Origin of the sequence: Streptomyces atratus, assembly GCF_900119365.1 — a bacterium.
Taxonomy (GTDB): domain Bacteria; phylum Actinomycetota; class Actinomycetes; order Streptomycetales; family Streptomycetaceae; genus Streptomyces; species Streptomyces atratus_B.
On the sequence record NZ_FPJO01000003.1, the window covers coordinates 208622 to 225076 of the forward strand.

At 70.1% G+C, this 16455-nt stretch carries 11 protein-coding genes and 1 pseudogene; 6 read left to right on the plus strand and 6 right to left on the minus strand.

Annotation, left to right across the window (positions count from 1 at the left end; all coding sequences use genetic code 11):
• Window positions 1-239: 239 nt before the first annotated feature.
• The 5 genes from BT364_RS07830 (at window position 240) to BT364_RS07850 (ending at window position 6088) form a co-directional block, all read left to right on the plus strand.
• Complete coding sequence (locus BT364_RS07830) at window positions 240-1592, plus strand: enolase C-terminal domain-like protein (RefSeq protein WP_072484384.1); 1353 nt, start codon at window positions 240-242, stop codon at window positions 1590-1592.
• Window positions 1589-2368 (plus strand): SDR family NAD(P)-dependent oxidoreductase, encoded by a 780-nt coding sequence (locus tag BT364_RS07835; RefSeq protein WP_072484385.1) that lies wholly within the window; start codon window positions 1589-1591, stop codon window positions 2366-2368. The genes BT364_RS07830 and BT364_RS07835 overlap by 4 nt, the downstream gene beginning before the upstream one ends.
• Window positions 2369-2475: 107 nt before the next feature.
• Window positions 2476-3516, plus strand: coding sequence for a sugar ABC transporter substrate-binding protein (locus BT364_RS07840; RefSeq protein ID WP_072484386.1), 1041 nt, complete (start codon window positions 2476-2478; stop codon window positions 3514-3516).
• A 2-nt stretch (window positions 3517-3518) separates the two neighbouring features.
• The gene (locus BT364_RS07845) at window positions 3519-5039 is read left to right on the plus strand and encodes a sugar ABC transporter ATP-binding protein (protein ID WP_072484387.1); all 1521 of its coding nucleotides are present in this window, start codon (window positions 3519-3521) and stop codon (window positions 5037-5039) included.
• Window positions 5036-6088, plus strand: coding sequence for an ABC transporter permease (locus BT364_RS07850; protein WP_072484388.1), 1053 nt, complete (start codon window positions 5036-5038; stop codon window positions 6086-6088). Before BT364_RS07845 ends, BT364_RS07850 begins: the two co-directional genes overlap by 4 nt.
• Window positions 6089-6183: 95 nt before the next feature.
• Here the strand turns inward: BT364_RS07850 and BT364_RS07855 are convergent, their stop codons facing one another.
• The 6 genes and pseudogenes from BT364_RS07855 to BT364_RS07880 form a co-directional block, all read right to left on the minus strand.
• On the minus strand, window positions 6184-6855 hold the full coding sequence (locus BT364_RS07855; RefSeq protein WP_072484389.1) for a FadR/GntR family transcriptional regulator: 672 nt from the start codon (window positions 6853-6855) through the stop codon (window positions 6184-6186).
• 178 nt (window positions 6856-7033) lie between these two features.
• Window positions 7034-7473, minus strand: a pseudogene (locus BT364_RS07860) (LLM class flavin-dependent oxidoreductase); the annotation flags it as partial.
• Window positions 7474-7609: 136 nt separating this feature from the next.
• Window positions 7610-9220 (minus strand): glycerol-3-phosphate dehydrogenase/oxidase, encoded by a 1611-nt coding sequence (locus BT364_RS07865; RefSeq protein ID WP_072484390.1) that lies wholly within the window; start codon window positions 9218-9220, stop codon window positions 7610-7612.
• Window positions 9221-9225: 5 nt separating this feature from the next.
• Complete coding sequence (gene glpK / locus BT364_RS07870; RefSeq protein WP_072484391.1) at window positions 9226-10752, minus strand: glycerol kinase GlpK; 1527 nt, start codon at window positions 10750-10752, stop codon at window positions 9226-9228.
• 56 nt (window positions 10753-10808) lie between these two features.
• Window positions 10809-11600 (minus strand): MIP/aquaporin family protein, encoded by a 792-nt coding sequence (locus tag BT364_RS07875; protein WP_072484392.1) that lies wholly within the window; start codon window positions 11598-11600, stop codon window positions 10809-10811.
• Window positions 11601-11834: 234 nt separating this feature from the next.
• Window positions 11835-12599, minus strand: coding sequence for an IclR family transcriptional regulator (locus BT364_RS07880; RefSeq protein ID WP_256259628.1), 765 nt, complete (start codon window positions 12597-12599; stop codon window positions 11835-11837).
• A gap of 239 nt (window positions 12600-12838) precedes the next feature.
• Here BT364_RS07880 and metH point away from each other — a divergent pair, with 239 nt between their 5' ends.
• On the plus strand, window positions 12839-16351 hold the full coding sequence (gene metH / locus BT364_RS07885; RefSeq protein WP_072484394.1) for a methionine synthase: 3513 nt from the start codon (window positions 12839-12841) through the stop codon (window positions 16349-16351).
• Window positions 16352-16455 lie beyond the last annotated feature (104 nt).

Consider the following 16455-nt stretch of genomic DNA (forward strand, 5'->3'; position numbering starts at 1 on the left):
GTTCCCTTGTGTACCCATCAACCTTACGGCTTTCGGCCACTCGTGCCGCAGTCTCCGCGCACAGCCGGGCGAACCCGGCCCACGAGGGTGCATCACCGGTCGAATCAGGGCATCAGATTATGGATACATCCGAGCTGTGTCCGGCAAATTTCGATCAAGCCCTGGACGTTGGCGCGCAGATGGCGCTATACATCGGATGACCAGAACAGAGGTCCGATGTTATTCCCCTGGGGGCGCACATGAGTCAGACCGTCACGGATTTCGAGGTCCACGACATCCGTTTCCCGACCTCGGAACAACTGGACGGCTCGGACGCCATGAACCCCGATCCCGACTACTCGGCTGCCTACGTCGTACTGCGTACCGATGTCCCCGACCGCACGGACGGCCCGGACAGCGGCAGCGGCGGCATCGAGGGACATGGCTTCTGTTTCACCATCGGGCGCGGCAACGAAGTGATGGCCGCCGCCATCGACGCGCTGCGCCCCTACCTGGTGGGGCGCCCGGCGCCCCGCACCGCGGCCGATCTCGCCGCACTGCACCGCGAGCTCACCCACGACTCCCAACTGCGCTGGCTCGGCCCGGAGAAGGGCGTGATGCACATGGCGGCCGGCGCGGTCGTCAACGCCGCCTGGGACCTGGCGGCCAAGCTGGCGGGCAGACCCGTCTGGGAGTTCCTCGCCGGGATGACGCCCGAGGAACTCGTCTCCCTCGTCGACTTCCGCTACCTCAGCGACGCCCTCACCCCCGACGAGGCCCTGGCGATCCTGCGGGCCGCCGAACCGGGCCGGGCCGAGCGCGCCGCACGGCTGCGCGCCGAGGGATACCCGGCGTACACCACCTCGCCCGGCTGGCTGGGCTACAGCGACGACAAGCTGGTCAGGCTGGCCAAGGAAGCGGTCGCCGACGGCTTCACCCAGATCAAGCTGAAGGTCGGCGGCAGCCTCCACGACGACGTCCGCAGGCTCGCCCTGGCCCGTGACGCGGTCGGCCCCGGCATCCGGATCGCCGTCGACGCCAACCAGCGCTGGGACGTCACGGACGCGGTCGAGTGGATGACCGCGCTCGCGCCGTACGACCCGCACTGGATCGAGGAGCCGACCAGCCCCGACGACATCCTCGGCCACGCCGCCGTCCGGGCCGGACAGCCGGTCAAGGTCGCCACCGGCGAACACGTCGCCAACCGGGTCGTGTTCAAGCAGCTGCTCCAGGCCGGCGCCGTCGACTTCGTCCAGATCGACGCGGCCCGCGTCGCGGGCGTCAACGAGAACCTCGCGATCCTGCTGCTCGCCGCGAAGTACGGCGTACCGGTCTGCCCGCACGCGGGCGGGGTAGGACTCTGCGAGCTGGTGCAGCACCTCTCGATGTTCGACTACGTGGCGGTCTCCGGCAGCTGGGACAACCGCGTGATCGAGTACGTCGACCATCTCCACGAGCACTTCGCCGACCCCACCGTGATCGAGGCCGGCCGCTACACCGCGCCGAGCTCCCCGGGCTTCTCCGCCCGGATGCTCCCCGAGTCGATCGCCGCACACCGCTATCCGGAGGGCGCCGTATGGCAGGCCCGCCGCACCGAGGAGGCCAACCGATGACCACAACGAGCGACTTCGAGGGAATGGGCGCCCTGGTCACGGGCGGCGCCTCCGGCATCGGGGCCGCCGTCGCGACCATGCTGCTGGCGCGCGGCGCACGGGTGGCCGTACTGGACCGGGAGACCGCCGGCGCCCCCGCGGGCGCCCTCGCCGTCAAGGCGGACGTCACCGACGACGAGGCCGTGCGCGAGGCGGTCGACCGCGCCGCCGCCGAACTCGGCGCACTGCACACCGTCGTCTCCAACGCGGGCATCGGCTCCATCGGCACGGTCGAGGACAACGCCGACGACGAGTGGACCCGGGTCCTGGACATCAACGTCCTCGGCATGGTCCGCACCGCCCGGCACGCCCTGCCCCATCTGCGGCGCGCCGCGGCCGACCGCCCCGGCGCCGTCTCGATCACCCAGACCTGCTCCATCGCGGCCACCGCCGGGCTGCCGCAGCGCGCCCTGTACAGCGCGAGCAAGGGTGCGGTCCTCTCGTTGACCCTGGCGATGGCCGCCGACCACGTCCGCGAGGGAATCCGGGTCAACTGCGTGAACCCCGGCACCGCGGACACCCCGTGGATCGGCCGGCTCCTCGGCCAGGCCGACGACCCGGACGCCGAGCGGGCCGCGCTCAACGCCCGCCAGCCGCTGGGACGACTGGTGTCGGCCGACGAGGTCGCCGCCGCGATCGTCTACCTCGCGAGCCCCGCCGCCGCCTCGGTCACCGGCACGGCCCTGGCCGTCGACGGCGGCATGCAGGGGCTGCGCCTGCGCCCCGCCGAGAGCTGACCGGGGGAGCGGTCCTAGCCGCGTCATGGGGCCGCACCCCCGCGCACGATGCACCTCCGCTTTGCCGACAGAGCTCCGAGCCGGTACTCACAAAGGACGGGACACCAATGAGAGTGCGTACGACGAGTGCGGCGGCCTGCGCCGTACTGCTGGCAGTCACCGCCCTCGCGGGCTGCAACCGCGAGTCGACCGACGACGGAGCGGGCGGCGGGAAGGTGGGGATCGACCTGCCGCGCAGCGACAGCGACTTCTGGAACTCGTACCAGAACTACGTGGAGAAGGGCGTCGAGGAGGGCGAGGTCAAGGCGCTGCCGCTGACCAACTCCCAGAACGACATCGGCAAGCTGGTCGCCAACGTCCAGACCTTCACCGACCAGGGCGCCAAGGCCGTCGTGATGGCACCGCAGGACACCGGCGCGATCGCCGAGTCGCTCAACATGCTGAACGAGAAGAAGATCCCGGTCGTCAGCGTCGACACCCGCCCCGACAAGGGCGACATCTACATGGTGGTGCGCGCCGACAACAAGGCGTACGGCACCAACGCCTGCAAGTACCTCGGCGAGCAGCTGAAGGGCAAGGGCAAGGTCGTCGAGTTCCAGGGCGACCTCTCCTCGATCAACGGCCGCGACCGGTCCGAGGCGTTCAAGGCCTGCATGGACAAGGACTTCCCCGGCATCAAGGTCTTCGAGCTGGCCACCGACTGGAAGGGCGACGTCGCCTCCGCCAAGCTCCAGGCCACCCTGGCCGCCAACCCCGACATCAACGGCATCTACATGCAGGCCGGCGGTGTCTTCCTGCAGCCCACCCTCGCCCTCCTGGAGCAGAAGGAGCTGCTGAAGCCGGCCGGTACGCCGGGGCACATCACGATCATCTCCAACGACGGCATTCCCGAGGAGTTCGACGCCATCAAGGCCGGAAAGATCGACGCGACGATCTCCCAGCCCGCCGACCTGTACGCGAAGTACGCGCTGTACTACGCCAAGGCGGCCCTGGACGGCAAGACCTTCAAGGAAGGCCCCACCGACCACGACTCCAACATCATCAAGATCCCGAACGGCTTCGAGGACCAGCTCCCCTCGCCGCTGGTGACCAAGGACAACGTCGACGACCCGAAGCTGTGGGCCAACCAGCTGGAGAAGAAGAGCTAGCCATGGACCAGGCACCACCTGCCGTACAGGCGGAAGGCGTTGTCAAACGCTTCGGGCCCACCGTGGCGCTCGACGGGGTCCGGCTCACCGTGCAGCCGGGCGAGTCCCACGCCCTGGTCGGGCGCAACGGCGCGGGCAAGTCGACGCTGGTCAGTGTTCTGACCGGACTCCACAAGGCGGACGCGGGCACGGTCGCCTTCGGCGGGGAGCCCGCGCCCGCCTTCGGTGACACCGCGGCCTGGCAGTCCAGGATCGCCTGTGTCTACCAGAAGTCCATGGTCGTCCCGGACCTGACCGTCGCGGAGAACCTCTTCCTCAACCGCTTCGACGACAACGCCCGCTGGATCAGCTGGGGCAGGCTCCGCAGACGCGCCGAGCGGCTGCTGGCCGACTACGGCGTCCAGGTCGATCCCAGCACCCGGGCGCGCGACCTCGCCGTCGAGCAGCGGCAGTTCGTCGAGATCGCCCGGGCGCTGTCCTTCGGTGCCCGGCTGATCGTGCTCGACGAGCCGACCGCCCAGCTCGACGCCCGGGGCATCGGACGGCTCTTCGGCAAGCTGCGCGAACTGCAGGCCCAGGGAGTGGCGTTCCTCTTCATCTCCCACCATCTGCAGGAGGTGTACGAACTGTGCACGGCGGTCACCGTCTACCGCGACGCCCGCCATGTGCTGACCGCCCCGGTCGCCGACATCGCCAAGGCGGAGCTGGTGGCGGCGATGACCGGCGAGCAGTCCGCCGGCGCCACCGCCTGGCACGCGGGCGGTGACGGTGCCGCGGCACCGGACGAGTCGGCCGAACCCGTGCTGCGTACCGAAGGGCTCACCGTCCAGGGCCAGTTCGAACCACTGGACCTGGAGGTCCGCCCCGGCGAGGTGCTCGGCCTCGCCGGCTCCGCCGCCAGCGGCAACACGGCCCTGGGCGAGACCCTGGCCGGCATGCGGAAGGCGGGCGGCGGCACGGTTCGCGTGCACGGCAGGGCCGTGCGCTCCGGCAGCGTGCCGCACGCGCTGGACGCCGGGATCGGCTACATCCCCGAGGACCGGCACGACCAGGGCCTCGTCCTGGAACGCAGCGTCGCCGAGAACGCCACCCTCACGGTCACCGACCAGCTCGGCCCGTGGGGGACCGTACTGCCCTCCCGTACCAGGGAGTTCGCGCGCTCGGTGATCGCCTCGCTGGACATCAAGACACAGGGGCCCGAACAGCCCGTCTCCGGACTCTCCGGCGGCAACCAGCAGAAGGTGGTGGTCGCCCGCGCGCTGGCCCGCGAGCCGAGCGTGCTGGTGGCCGTCCGGCCCACCGCGGGCGTGGACATCAAGTCCAAGGACTCGCTGCTCGGAGTCGTGCGACGGGTCGCCGACGAGGGGAACGCCGCAGTGATCATCTCGGACGAGCTGGACGATCTGCGGGTCTGCGACCGGGTGCTCGCCCTGTTCCACGGACGCGTGGTCGCGACATTCGCAAGCGGGTGGAACGACGGGGAGCTCGTCGCCGCCATGGAAGGTGTGGGGGAGAGGGAATGACCGGCACGGTACGGCCCCTGGCGGCCGACGGCATCGACAGCGGGCCGAAGGGCTCCCCGGCCGGCGAGAGGCCGCTGGACCGGCTGAAGCTGATCAGATGGAGCGACTTCTCGCTCGTACCGGTGATCCTGGTGCTGATGCTGATCGGGTTCATCGTCTCGCCGGTGTTCCTGACCTCCGAAAACCTGATCAGTGTCGTCCAGCAGTCCTCCGAGCTGAGCCTGCTGGTGCTGGGCCAGGCGCTGATCCTGATCTGCGGGCGGATGGACCTGTCCCTGGAGTCGACGATCGGCATCGCGCCGGTCGTCGCGATGTGGCTGGTGCTGCCCTCCGAGGGCGGCCGCTTCGCGGGCCTCGGCCTGCTGCCCACCTGGTCGGCGATCCCGCTCTGCCTGCTGGTGGGCCTCGCCATCGGCGCGGTCAACGGCTTCCTGATGCTGAAGCTGAGGGTCAACGGCTTCATCGCCACACTCGGCATGCTCACCATGCTGCGCGGCCTCCACATCGGGATCACCGAGGGCAAGTCCATCACCGACGTCCCGGAGTCCTTCCGCTACCTCGGCAAGAGCGAGTGGCTCGGCGCACCGGCCGCCGTCTGGATCTGCCTGGCCCTGTTCGCCGTCGGCGGCGCCGCGCTGGCCTGGCTGCGCCACGGGCGATCGCTGTACGCCATCGGCGGCAACCCGGAGGCGGCGCGCGCCGCGGGCATCAGGGTGGACCGGGTCACCTGGATCGTGCTGGCCATCGGCGGCCTGCTGGCGGCCTTCGCGGGCATCCTCTACACCGGCCACTACGGATCGGTCGCGGCGACCCAGGGCAACGGCTGGATCTTCCAGGTGTTCGCCGCGGCGGTCATCGGCGGCATCAGCCTCAAGGGCGGTCGCGGCACCCTGTTCGGCGCGCTGACCGGTGTGCTGACGCTCCAGCTGGTGGTCAATGTGATGACCCTCGGCGGTGTTCCGGCGCTGTGGAACCAGTTCCTCAACGGCGCGATCATCATCGTCGCCCTGGTCATCTCCCGCTTCGCGAGCGGCGAGAAGCAGGACTGAGGCCCGCTTCCCGAACGCCGGACGGGGCAGATCCAGCCCGTCCGGCGTTTGAGGACCGGGGTCCGGGGCGAGCCCCGGGGCCGCCCCGGACCGCGTCACAGCGTCGACCGCAACCACTGCTCCACGCTCGCCACATGCACCGTCGCCCACGCCCGCGCAGCCTCCGCGTCCCGGTCCCGCAGCGCCGACACGATCGCCCGGTGCTCGTGGAGCGTGCGGGTGACCGCGTCCTCCTGCGTCAGCCCGCGCCAGACCCGCGCCCGGGTCGTCGGCCCCGACAGCCCGTCGAGCAGCGAGCAGAGCACCGAGTTCCCGGACGACTGCACGATGCCGCGGTGGAACTCCAGATCACAGGCGACCAGCTCCTCCACCGAGGGCTGCGCCCCCAGTGCGTCCAACTGCGAGCTGAGCAAATCCAGTTGGGCCTCGCTGATCCGGGTGGCCGCCATCGCCGTCGCGGCGGGCTCCAGGATCCTGCGGACCGCGAGGAACTCCAGCACGGTGTCGTCGCGGTGGAAGTCCACCACGAAACTCAGCGCCTCCAGCAGCAGCTGCGGATCGAGGCTGGTCACATACGTGCCGTCGCCCTGGCGCACATCGAGGATGCGGATCAGCGAAAGGGCCCGCACCGCCTCGCGGAGCGAGTTGCGGGAGAGCCCGAGCTCCGCCGCGAGCTCGCTCTCCTTGGGGAGCCGGTCGCCGGGGCGCAGCGCACCCGAGACGATCATTCCCTTGATCTTCTCGATCGCCTCGTCGGTGACAGCCATGACGGTCCTCCTGGATCCGGAGTGGAATCAGACATCCGATGTATCCCTTCATTATGCGGGTCGGATGAGCCGGATGAGCGAGGTCTGCCACAGGCCGTCCCGGGTGCGGGCCCGGCGGACGTCCGCCGGGTCAGTCCCAGAGCGTGGACGGCGCCTCGCGGCGTACCACCGGAGCGATCTCCTCCGCGAACCGCTGGAGCGTCTCGGTCTGCTTCTCCCGCTGGAGGTCCCACTGCCGCTCCTCGTCGAGCCCGAAGAGGCCGAAGTGACCGGCCTCCGCGCCCTTTCCGACGACGAGCTCGATGCGGCCCCTGGAGATCTGGTCGAGCGTCGCGAAGTCCTCGGCCACCCGCACCGGATCGAGGATCGCGACGACCGTGACACCGGTCAGCAGCCGGATGGTGGAGGTACGGGCCGCCGGCGCGCCGAGCACCACGCTCGGGCTGGAGGAGAGGAAGGGACCGGCGTGCCGTTCGCCGATCGCGTAGGCGTCGAATCCCAGCCGTTCCGCGACGACACCGGTTTCGATCACTTCCTCGAACCGTTCGGCGGGGAAGGGGAGTCGTGGTCGAGCGGGTGCGGGGCGTGGCCGATGAGGGAGAGCACGGAGAACTTCATGGCTCAACTGTCCTCGCCCCGTATTGCGCCTGTATGGCGGCCGTATGGCGCGTTCACCGGACCGGGGCGCCCCGGAAACACGCGCCGGGGGGCGCCTCCCGCGCGGGAGCCGCCCCTCGGCGCGTGTCAGGACCCGTCAGCCCCGGTCGCCGAGCATCGACTCGACGCCGGCCCGGATCTCGTCCGTCGCCAGGCCCCGGATCGTCAGCGTGGTGCGGCGGCGCAGCACGTCGTCCGCCGTCTCGGCCCACTCGTGGTCCCGGGCGTAGGCGACCTGCGCCCAGATCTCCGGCGCGTCCGGGTGGATGCGCTCGGCCAGGGCCGGGTTCTCGTTCGCCATCCGGGCGATGTCGAAGGAGAGCGAGCCGTAGTGGGTGGCGAGATGCCGGGCGGTGTCGGCCGCCATCCGCGGGCCGGGCGTGCCGCCGTCGACCAGCAGCCGGTGCGCCACCGCGTTCGGGTTGGCGATGCCGGGCAGCGGGAGCTTCTTCGGCAGGTGCGCGATCGGCTCCATGTCCTCGGCGAGCGGGTGCCCGGGGAGCGCGGCCAGCTTGTTCATCACCGTACGGCCGATGTGGCGGAACGTCGTCCACTTGCCGCCCGCGACCGACAGCATCCCGCCGCGGCCCTCGGTGACGACCGTCTCGCGCTTGGCCTTGGAGGTGTCGCCGGGGCCGCCGGGCAGCACCCGCAGCCCGGCGAAGGAGTAGGTGATCAGATCGCGTGACAGCTGCTGGTCCCGGATGGAGAACGCCGCCTCGTCGAGGATCTGCGCGGTGTCCTTCTCGGTGACCGCGACATCCGCGGGATCGCCCTCGTACTCCTCGTCCGTCGTGCCGAGGAGCAGCATGTCCTCCCACGGCAGGGCGAAGGTGATGCGGTACTTGTCGATCGGGGTGGCCAGCGCGGCCTTCCACGGGCGGGTGCGCTTCAGTACGAGGTGCGCGCCCTTGGACAGGCGTATGGAGGGCGCCGCGTCCGGGTTCTCCATCCTGCGCAGGTGGTCGACCCACGGCCCGGTGGCGTTCAGCACCAGCCGGGCGTTGACGCCGAACTCCGTGCCGTCCGTGCGGTCCTGGAGGTCGGCGCCGGTCACCCGGCCCTTGGTGAACCGCAGCCCGGTCACCGCCGCGTGGTTGAGGACGACCGCACCCGCTTCGACGGCCGCGCGCACGGTCATCAGCGCCATCCGGGCGTCGTTCATCTGGTCGTCGCCGTAGACCGCGACGGCCTTCAGGTTGTCGGTACGCAGCTCGGGCACGTCGCGCCGGGCCCGCGCCGGGCTGATGACGTGCCCGACCCCGTCGCCGAACGCGGAGAGCGCCGAGTACGCGAACACGCCCGCGCCGAGCTTGGCCGCGCCGTGCGGCCCGCCCTTGTAGACGGGCAGGTAGAAGGTGAGCGGATTGGCGAGGTGCGGGGCGACCTCACGGGACACCGCGCGCCGCTCGAAGTGGTTCTCCGCGACCAGCTTCACCGCGCCGGTCTGCAGGTAGCGCAGACCGCCGTGGAGCAGCTTGGAGGAGGCGGAGGAGGTGGCGCCGGCGAAGTCGCCGGCGTCCACCAGGGCCACCCGCAGCCCGGACTGCGCGGCGTGCCAGGCGGTGGAGATGCCCAGAATGCCGCCACCGATCACCAGGAGGTCGTACGCCGCCTTGGACAGCTGTTCCCGGGTCTCGGCACGGCTCGGGAGGGAGCCGGAGGCCGGGTGGGTCCCGAGGGCCGGGACGCTCTGCAGGGTGGTCATGTCGATTACTCCTCGTCTTCGATCCAGCCCATGGTCCGTTCCACGGCCTTGAGCCAGCTCTTGTACTCGCGGTCGCGGGTGTCCGCGTCCATGCGGGGGGTCCACTCGGCGGCCCGGCGCCAGTTGGCGCGCAGCGCGTCGGTGTCCGGCCAGAAGCCGACGGCGAGGCCGGCGGCGTAGGCGGCGCCGAGGCAGGTCGTCTCGGCGACCATCGGCCGCACCACGGGTGCGTCCAGGAAGTCGGCGAGCGTCTGCATCAGCAGGTTGTTGGAGGTCATGCCGCCGTCGACCTTGAGGGCGGTCAGCTCGACCCCCGAGTCCTTGGTCATGGCGTCGGTGATCTCGCGGGTCTGCCAGGCGGTGGCCTCCAGGACGGCACGGGCGATGTGCGCCTTGGTGACGTACCGGGTCAGACCGGCGATGACGCCGCGGGCGTCGGAGCGCCAGTACGGGGCGAACAGGCCCGAGAACGCGGGCACGAAGTACGCGCCGCCGTTGTCCTCGACCGACAGCGCCAGGGTCTCGATCTCGGCCGCCGACTTGATCAGGCCCATCTGGTCGCGCATCCACTGCACCAGCGAACCGGTGACGGCGATGGAGCCCTCCAGGGCGTAGACCGGCTTCTGGTCGCCGATCCGGTACCCGACGGTCGTCAGCAGTCCGTTGTACGAGTTGACGGGTGTCTCACCGGTGTTCATCAGCATGAAGGTGCCGGTGCCGTACGTGGACTTGGCCTCGCCCTCGGAGAAGCAGGTCTGGCCGAAGAGGGCCGCCTGCTGGTCACCGAGCGCGGACGCCACGGGGACCCCGTCGAGCACGCCGCCCTTGGCGTTCCCGTACACCTCGGCGGAGGAGCGGATCTCGGGGAGCACCGCGGCCGGGATCTCCATCGAGTGGAGGATCCGCTCGTCCCACTGCATCTCGTGCAGGTTCATCAGGAGCGTGCGCGAGGCGTTGGTGACGTCGGTGACATGGACGCCGCCGTCGGTGCCGCCGGTCAGGTTCCAGATGACCCAGGAGTCCATGGTGCCGAAGAGGATGTCGCCGCGCTCGGCGCGCTCGCGCAGCCCCTCGACGTTGTCGAGCAGCCAGCGGACCTTGGGGCCGGCGAAGTACGAGGCCAGCGGCAGACCGGTCTCGCGGCGGAAGCGGTCCTGGCCGACGTTGCGGCCGAGCTCCTTGCAGAGCGCGTCCGTCCGGGTGTCCTGCCAGACGAGGGCGTTGTGGACGGGCTCACCGGTGTTCTTGTCCCAGAGCAGCGTGGTCTCACGCTGGTTGGTGATGCCGATCGCCTTCACGTCGGCGGCGGTGATGCCGGCCTTGACGATGGCGCCGGCCACGACCTCCTGGACGTTCTCCCAGATCTCGGTCGCGTTGTGCTCGACCCAGCCCGGCTTCGGGAAGATCTGTTCGTGCTCCTTCTGGTCGACGGAGACGATCCGGCCGTCCTTGTCGAAGACGATGCAGCGGCTGGAGGTGGTGCCCTGGTCGATGGCCGCGATGAACGGGCCGGTGGTGTGTGCGTCGGTCACGGTGTGCTCCCGGAGGTCTGTGTGGTCGTGAGGGTTACGGCTCTGGGCCCCGCGGCTCAGGCGAAGGCGACGTTGTAGAGCCCGCCCGCGATCGCGCCGCCGATGAGCGGTCCGGCGACCGGGATCCACGCGTAGCCCCAGTCGGAACCGCCCTTGTTCGGCAACGGCAGCAGCGCGTGCACGATACGCGGGCCGAGGTCGCGGACCGGGTTGATCGCGTAGCCCGTCGGGCCGCCGAGCGAGAGACCGATACCGACGACCACCAGAGCGGTGATCAGCGCGCCGAGCGTGCCCAGACCGTCGCCGCCGTTGTTGAGGCCCTGGGTGAGTATCGCCAGGACGAGCACGACGGTGGCGATGATCTCCGTGACCAGGTTCTGCACGGCGTGGCGGATCTCGGGGCCGGTGGAGAAGATGCCCAGGACCGGGCCGGCCTTCGGGGCGGAGGCCTTGTCGACCATGCCCTCTTCACCCGTGTGGGCGGCCAGGATCTCCGGATCGGTGAGATGCGCCCGGAACTGTCCGTAGTACGTCAGCCAGACCAGCACCGCGCCGATCATCGCGCCGAACAGCTGGGAGCCGAGGTACAGCGGTACGTCGCTCCACTCGGTGCCGCCCTTGATCGCGAGGCCGATCGTGACCGCCGGATTGAGATGCGCGCCCGAAACGCCGCCGGCCAGATACGCGCCGGTCAGCACGGCGAAACCCCACCCGAAGGTGATGGCCAGCCAGCCGGCGTTCTGCGCCTTGGAGCGCTTGAGAGTGACGGCGGCACAGACACCGCCGCCGAGCAGGATGAGCACGGCGGTACCTATGGTCTCGCCGATGAAGATGTCGGAGCTGGACACCCGCGACTCCTTTGTCCTTCGTCCAGGGAAGCCGAACCCCGGGTCCCTCCGGTGGTCCGCGCCCTCGTGTGAGGGCGTTTTCCGGCCCTTGGCGCTGTCACACCCTAACGCTTGTTTCCGTTTGGTGTTCGACAATGCCGACCGGTGAACGGCAATGCTTCCCCCAGGTGAATCAGGCGTCAAGAGTTGTGTGGCCTATAACTCGATCGTTACCGGCACGGTCCGCCGCAGTGGTCAGAACCGTCCGGCGCCCAGGTCCCTGGAGACCGCCCGCGCGCAGTCGCGCACCGCGGCGATCAGCTCCGGACGCAGCTCCCCGTCCGCGCAGACCCGTTCCACGGCACCGGTCACGGCCACCGCGCCGACCGGCATCCGCCGCCGGTCGTGGATCGGGGCGGCCACCGCGGCCACGCCCTCCCAGGTCTCCTCCACGTCGGCCGCCCAGCCGCGCGCCCGGATCAGGTCGAGCATCGCCTCGAACTCCTGCGCGTCGGTGACGGTGCGCGGGGTGAAGGGCTGCCGCTCGGCCTCCAGGGCCTCGGTGTGCGCCACCGGGTCGTACGCCGAGAGCACCTTGCCCAGAGCTGTGGAGTGCAGCGGCTGCATGGCCCCGACCTCCAGGACCTGCCGGCTGTCGTCGGGGCGGAACACGTGGTGGACGATGAGGACGCCCTGCTGGTGCAGCACGCCGAGATGGGTGCTCTCGCCGCTGGAGCGGGCCAGGTCGTCCGTCCAGACCAGCGCGCGGGCCCGCAGCTCGTGGACGTCCAGATAGCTGTTGCCCAGGCGGAGCAGCTCGGCGCCCAGCTGATAGCGGCCGGACGCGGCGTCCTGCTCGACGAATCCCTCGTGCTGGAGCGTGCGCAGGATGCCGTGTGCGGTGCCCTTGGCCAGGCCCAGTGAAGAGGCGATGTCGGACAGTCCCAGCCGACGCTCGCCGCCTGCCAGCAGACGCAGCATCGCCGCCGCCCGCTCCAGCGACTGGATGTTCTTGGCCATCGCGCCGTACTCCTCCACCTTGGTTCGACAATGCTGAACACTATCGGTCGATGTCGACCCTCGCTCGATCGCGCGGCAAAACCGCGACACCGCTGCGAACCGGACATCCCCCCGCACAGCATGCAGTCCGCTCCGTGGGACGGAGTGACGGCCCCGGGCGCCGCCCGGCTAGGCTGGCCTGGTGCGCCTTCCACCGGAGGCGCAAAGCCGACAGCCGTCGCATCCCAGGGAGTACATCCATGGCCTCGTCGCCGACCCCTTCCGCCGACAGCCGGAACCGAGCCGAAGCCCTCCGCGAGGCGCTCGCCACCCGTGTGGTGGTGGCCGACGGTGCCATGGGCACCATGCTCCAGGCACAGGACCCGAGTCTTGAGGACTTCCAGAACCTCGAGGGCTGCAACGAGATCCTGAACGTCACCCGCCCCGACATCGTGCGCTCGGTGCACGAGGAGTACTTCGCCGTCGGCGTGGACTGCGTCGAGACGAACACCTTCGGCGCCAACCTGGCGGCCCTGGGCGAGTACGACATTCCCGAGCGGGTCTTCGAGCTCTCCGAGTCCGGCGCGCGCATCGCCCGCGAGGTCGCCGACGAGTTCACCGCCTCCACCGGACAGCAGCGCTGGGTGCTCGGCTCGATGGGCCCGGGTACGAAGCTGCCGACGCTGGGCCACGCCCCGTACACCAAGCTCCGCGACGCCTATCAGCAGAACGCCGAGGGCATGATCGCCGGCGGCGCCGACGCCCTCCTGGTCGAGACCACCCAGGACCTGCTCCAGACCAAGGCCTCCATCATCGGCGCCCGCCGCGCACTGGAGGCCACCGGAGCCGACCTCCCCGTGATCTGTTCCGTCACCGTCGAGACGACCGGCACCATGCTGCTCGGCTCCGAGATCGGCGCGGCGCTCACCGCCCTGGAGCCCCTCGGTATCGACCTCATCGGCCTGAACTGCGCCACCGGCCCCGCCGAGATGAGCGAGCACCTGCGCTACCTCGCCCGGCACTCCCGCATCCCGCTCTCCTGCATGCCCAACGCAGGCCTCCCCGTGCTCGGCAAGGACGGCGCGCACTACCCGCTGTCCCCGGCCGAGCTCGCCGACGCGCAGCAGACCTTCGTCCAGGAGTACGGCCTCTCGCTGGTCGGCGGCTGCTGCGGTACGACCCCGGAGCACCTGCGCCAGGTCGTCGAGCGGGTCCGCGGCGCGGCCGTCACCCCCCGCACCGCGCACCCCGAGCCGGGTGCCGCCTCCCTCTACCAGACCGTTCCGTTCCGCCAGGACACCTCGTACCTCGCGATCGGTGAGCGTACGAACGCCAACGGGTCGAAGAAGTTCCGCGAGGCCATGCTCGAAGCCCGCTGGGACGACTGCGTGGAGATGGCCCGCGACCAGATCCGGGAGGGCGCGCACATGCTCGACCTCTGCGTCGACTACGTGGGCCGCGACGGTGTGGCGGACATGGAGGAGCTGGCCGGCCGGTTCGCCACCGCGTCCACCCTCCCGATCGTGCTGGACTCGACGGAGCTGCCCGTACTGCGGGCCGGTCTGGAGAAGCTGGGCGGCCGTGCCGTCCTGAACTCGGTCAACTACGAGGACGGCGACGGTCCCGAGTCCCGGTTCGCCAAGGTCACCGCGCTGGCCGTGGAGCACGGCGCCGCGCTGATCGCACTGACCATCGACGAGGAGGGCCAGGCCCGCACCGTCGAGCACAAGGTCGCCGTCGCCGAGCGGCTGATCGCGGACCTGACCGGCAACTGGGGCATCCAGGAGTCGGACATCCTCATCGACACCCTGACCTTCACCATCTGCACCGGGCAGGAGGAGTCGCGGGGGGACGGCATCGCCACGATCGGGGCGATCCGCGAGCTGAAGAAGCGCCACCCCGATGTGCAGACCACGCTGGGCCTGTCCAACATCTCCTTCGGCCTCAACCCGGCCGCCCGTGTCGTGCTGAACTCCGTCTTCCTCGACGAGTGCGTCAAGGCCGGCCTCGACTCCGCGATCGTGCACGCCTCCAAGATCCTGCCGATCGCCCGCCTGGAGGAGGAGCAGGTCAAGGTCGCCCTCGACCTGATCTACGACCGCCGCGCCGAGGACTACGACCCGCTCCAGAAGCTCATGGAGCTCTTCGAGGGCGTCAGCACGAAGTCCATGAAGGCGGGCAAGGCCGAGGAGCTCCTGGCCCTGCCGCTCGAAGAGCGACTCCAGCGCCGCATCATCGACGGTGAGAAGAACGGCCTGGAGAGCGACCTCGACGAGGCGCTGCAGACCCGCCCGGCCCTCGACATCGTCAACGACACCCTCCTGGAGGGCATGAAGGTCGTCGGCGAGCTCTTCGGCTCCGGCCAGATGCAGCTGCCCTTCGTCCTCCAGTCCGCCGAGGTCATGAAGACCGCGGTGGCGTACCTCGAACCGCACATGGAGAAGTCCGACGCCGAGGGCAAGGGCACCATCGTCCTGGCCACGGTCCGCGGCGACGTCCACGACATCGGCAAGAACCTCGTCGACATCATCCTGTCCAACAACGGCTACAACGTCGTCAACCTCGGCATCAAGCAGCCCGTATCCGCGATCCTGGAAGCCGCCGAGGAACACCGGGCCGACGTCATCGGCATGTCCGGCCTCCTGGTCAAGTCCACCGTGATCATGAAAGAGAACCTGGAGGAGCTGAACCAGCGCAAGCTGGCCGCCGACTTCCCCGTCATCCTCGGCGGCGCGGCCCTCACCCGGGCCTACGTCGAGCAGGACCTCCACGAGATCTACGAGGGCGAGGTCCGCTACGCCCGCGACGCGTTCGAGGGGCTGCGCCTGATGGACGCGCTGATCGCGGTCAAGCGCGGTGTCCCGGGTGCGGTCCTGCCCGAGCTGAAGCAGCGCCGGGTGCCCAAGCGGGACACCGCGGTCCTGGAGGTCGACGAGCCGGAGGAGGGCGTCCGCTCCGACGTCGCCGTCGACAACCCGGTCCCCGAGCCGCCCTTCTGGGGCACCCGGGTCGTCAAGGGCATCCAGCTCAAGGAGTACGCGTCCTGGCTCGACGAGGGCGCCCTCTTCAAGGGCCAGTGGGGACTGAAGCAGGCCCGTGCCGGCGACGGACCGACGTACGAGGAGCTGGTGGAGACCGAGGGCCGCCCGCACCTGCGCGGCTGGCTCGACAAGCTCCACACCGAGAACCTCCTGGAAGCCGCCGTCGTCTACGGCTACTTCCCGTGCGTGTCCAAGGGCGACGACCTGATCCTGCTCCACGAGGACGGCTCCGAGCGGACCCGCTTCACCTTCCCGCGCCAGCGCCGCGGCCGCCGCCTCTGCCTCGCGGACTTCTTCCGCCCCGAGGAGTCCGGCGAGAAGGACGTGATCGGTCTCCAGGTCGTCACCGTCGGCTCGAAGATCGGCGGCGAGACCGCGAAGCTCTTCGAGGCGAACTCCTACCGCGACTACCTGGAGCTGCACGGCCTGTCCGTACAGCTGGCCGAGGCCCTCGCCGAGTACTGGCACGCCCGGGTCCGCTCGGAGCTGGGATTCGGCGGCGAGGACCCGACCGATGTCGAGGACATGTTCGCGCTGAAGTACCGGGGGGCACGTTTCTCCCTCGGCTACGGCGCCTGCCCCGATCTGGAGGACCGGGCGAAGATCGCCGAGCTGCTCCGGCCGGAGCGGATCGGGGTGCACCTCTCGGAGGAATTCCAGCTGCATCCGGAGCAGTCCACCGACGCGATCGTCATCCACCACCCGGAGGCGAAGTACTTCAACGCGCGGTAAGGCGCCGTTCAACGCGCGGTAGCAGGACAAGTCGTACACTTGTCGGTCCAGTGCAGGCCGGTCGCCCCTTCCCACGGGAAATGGCGGCCGGCCTTCTCGTCCCT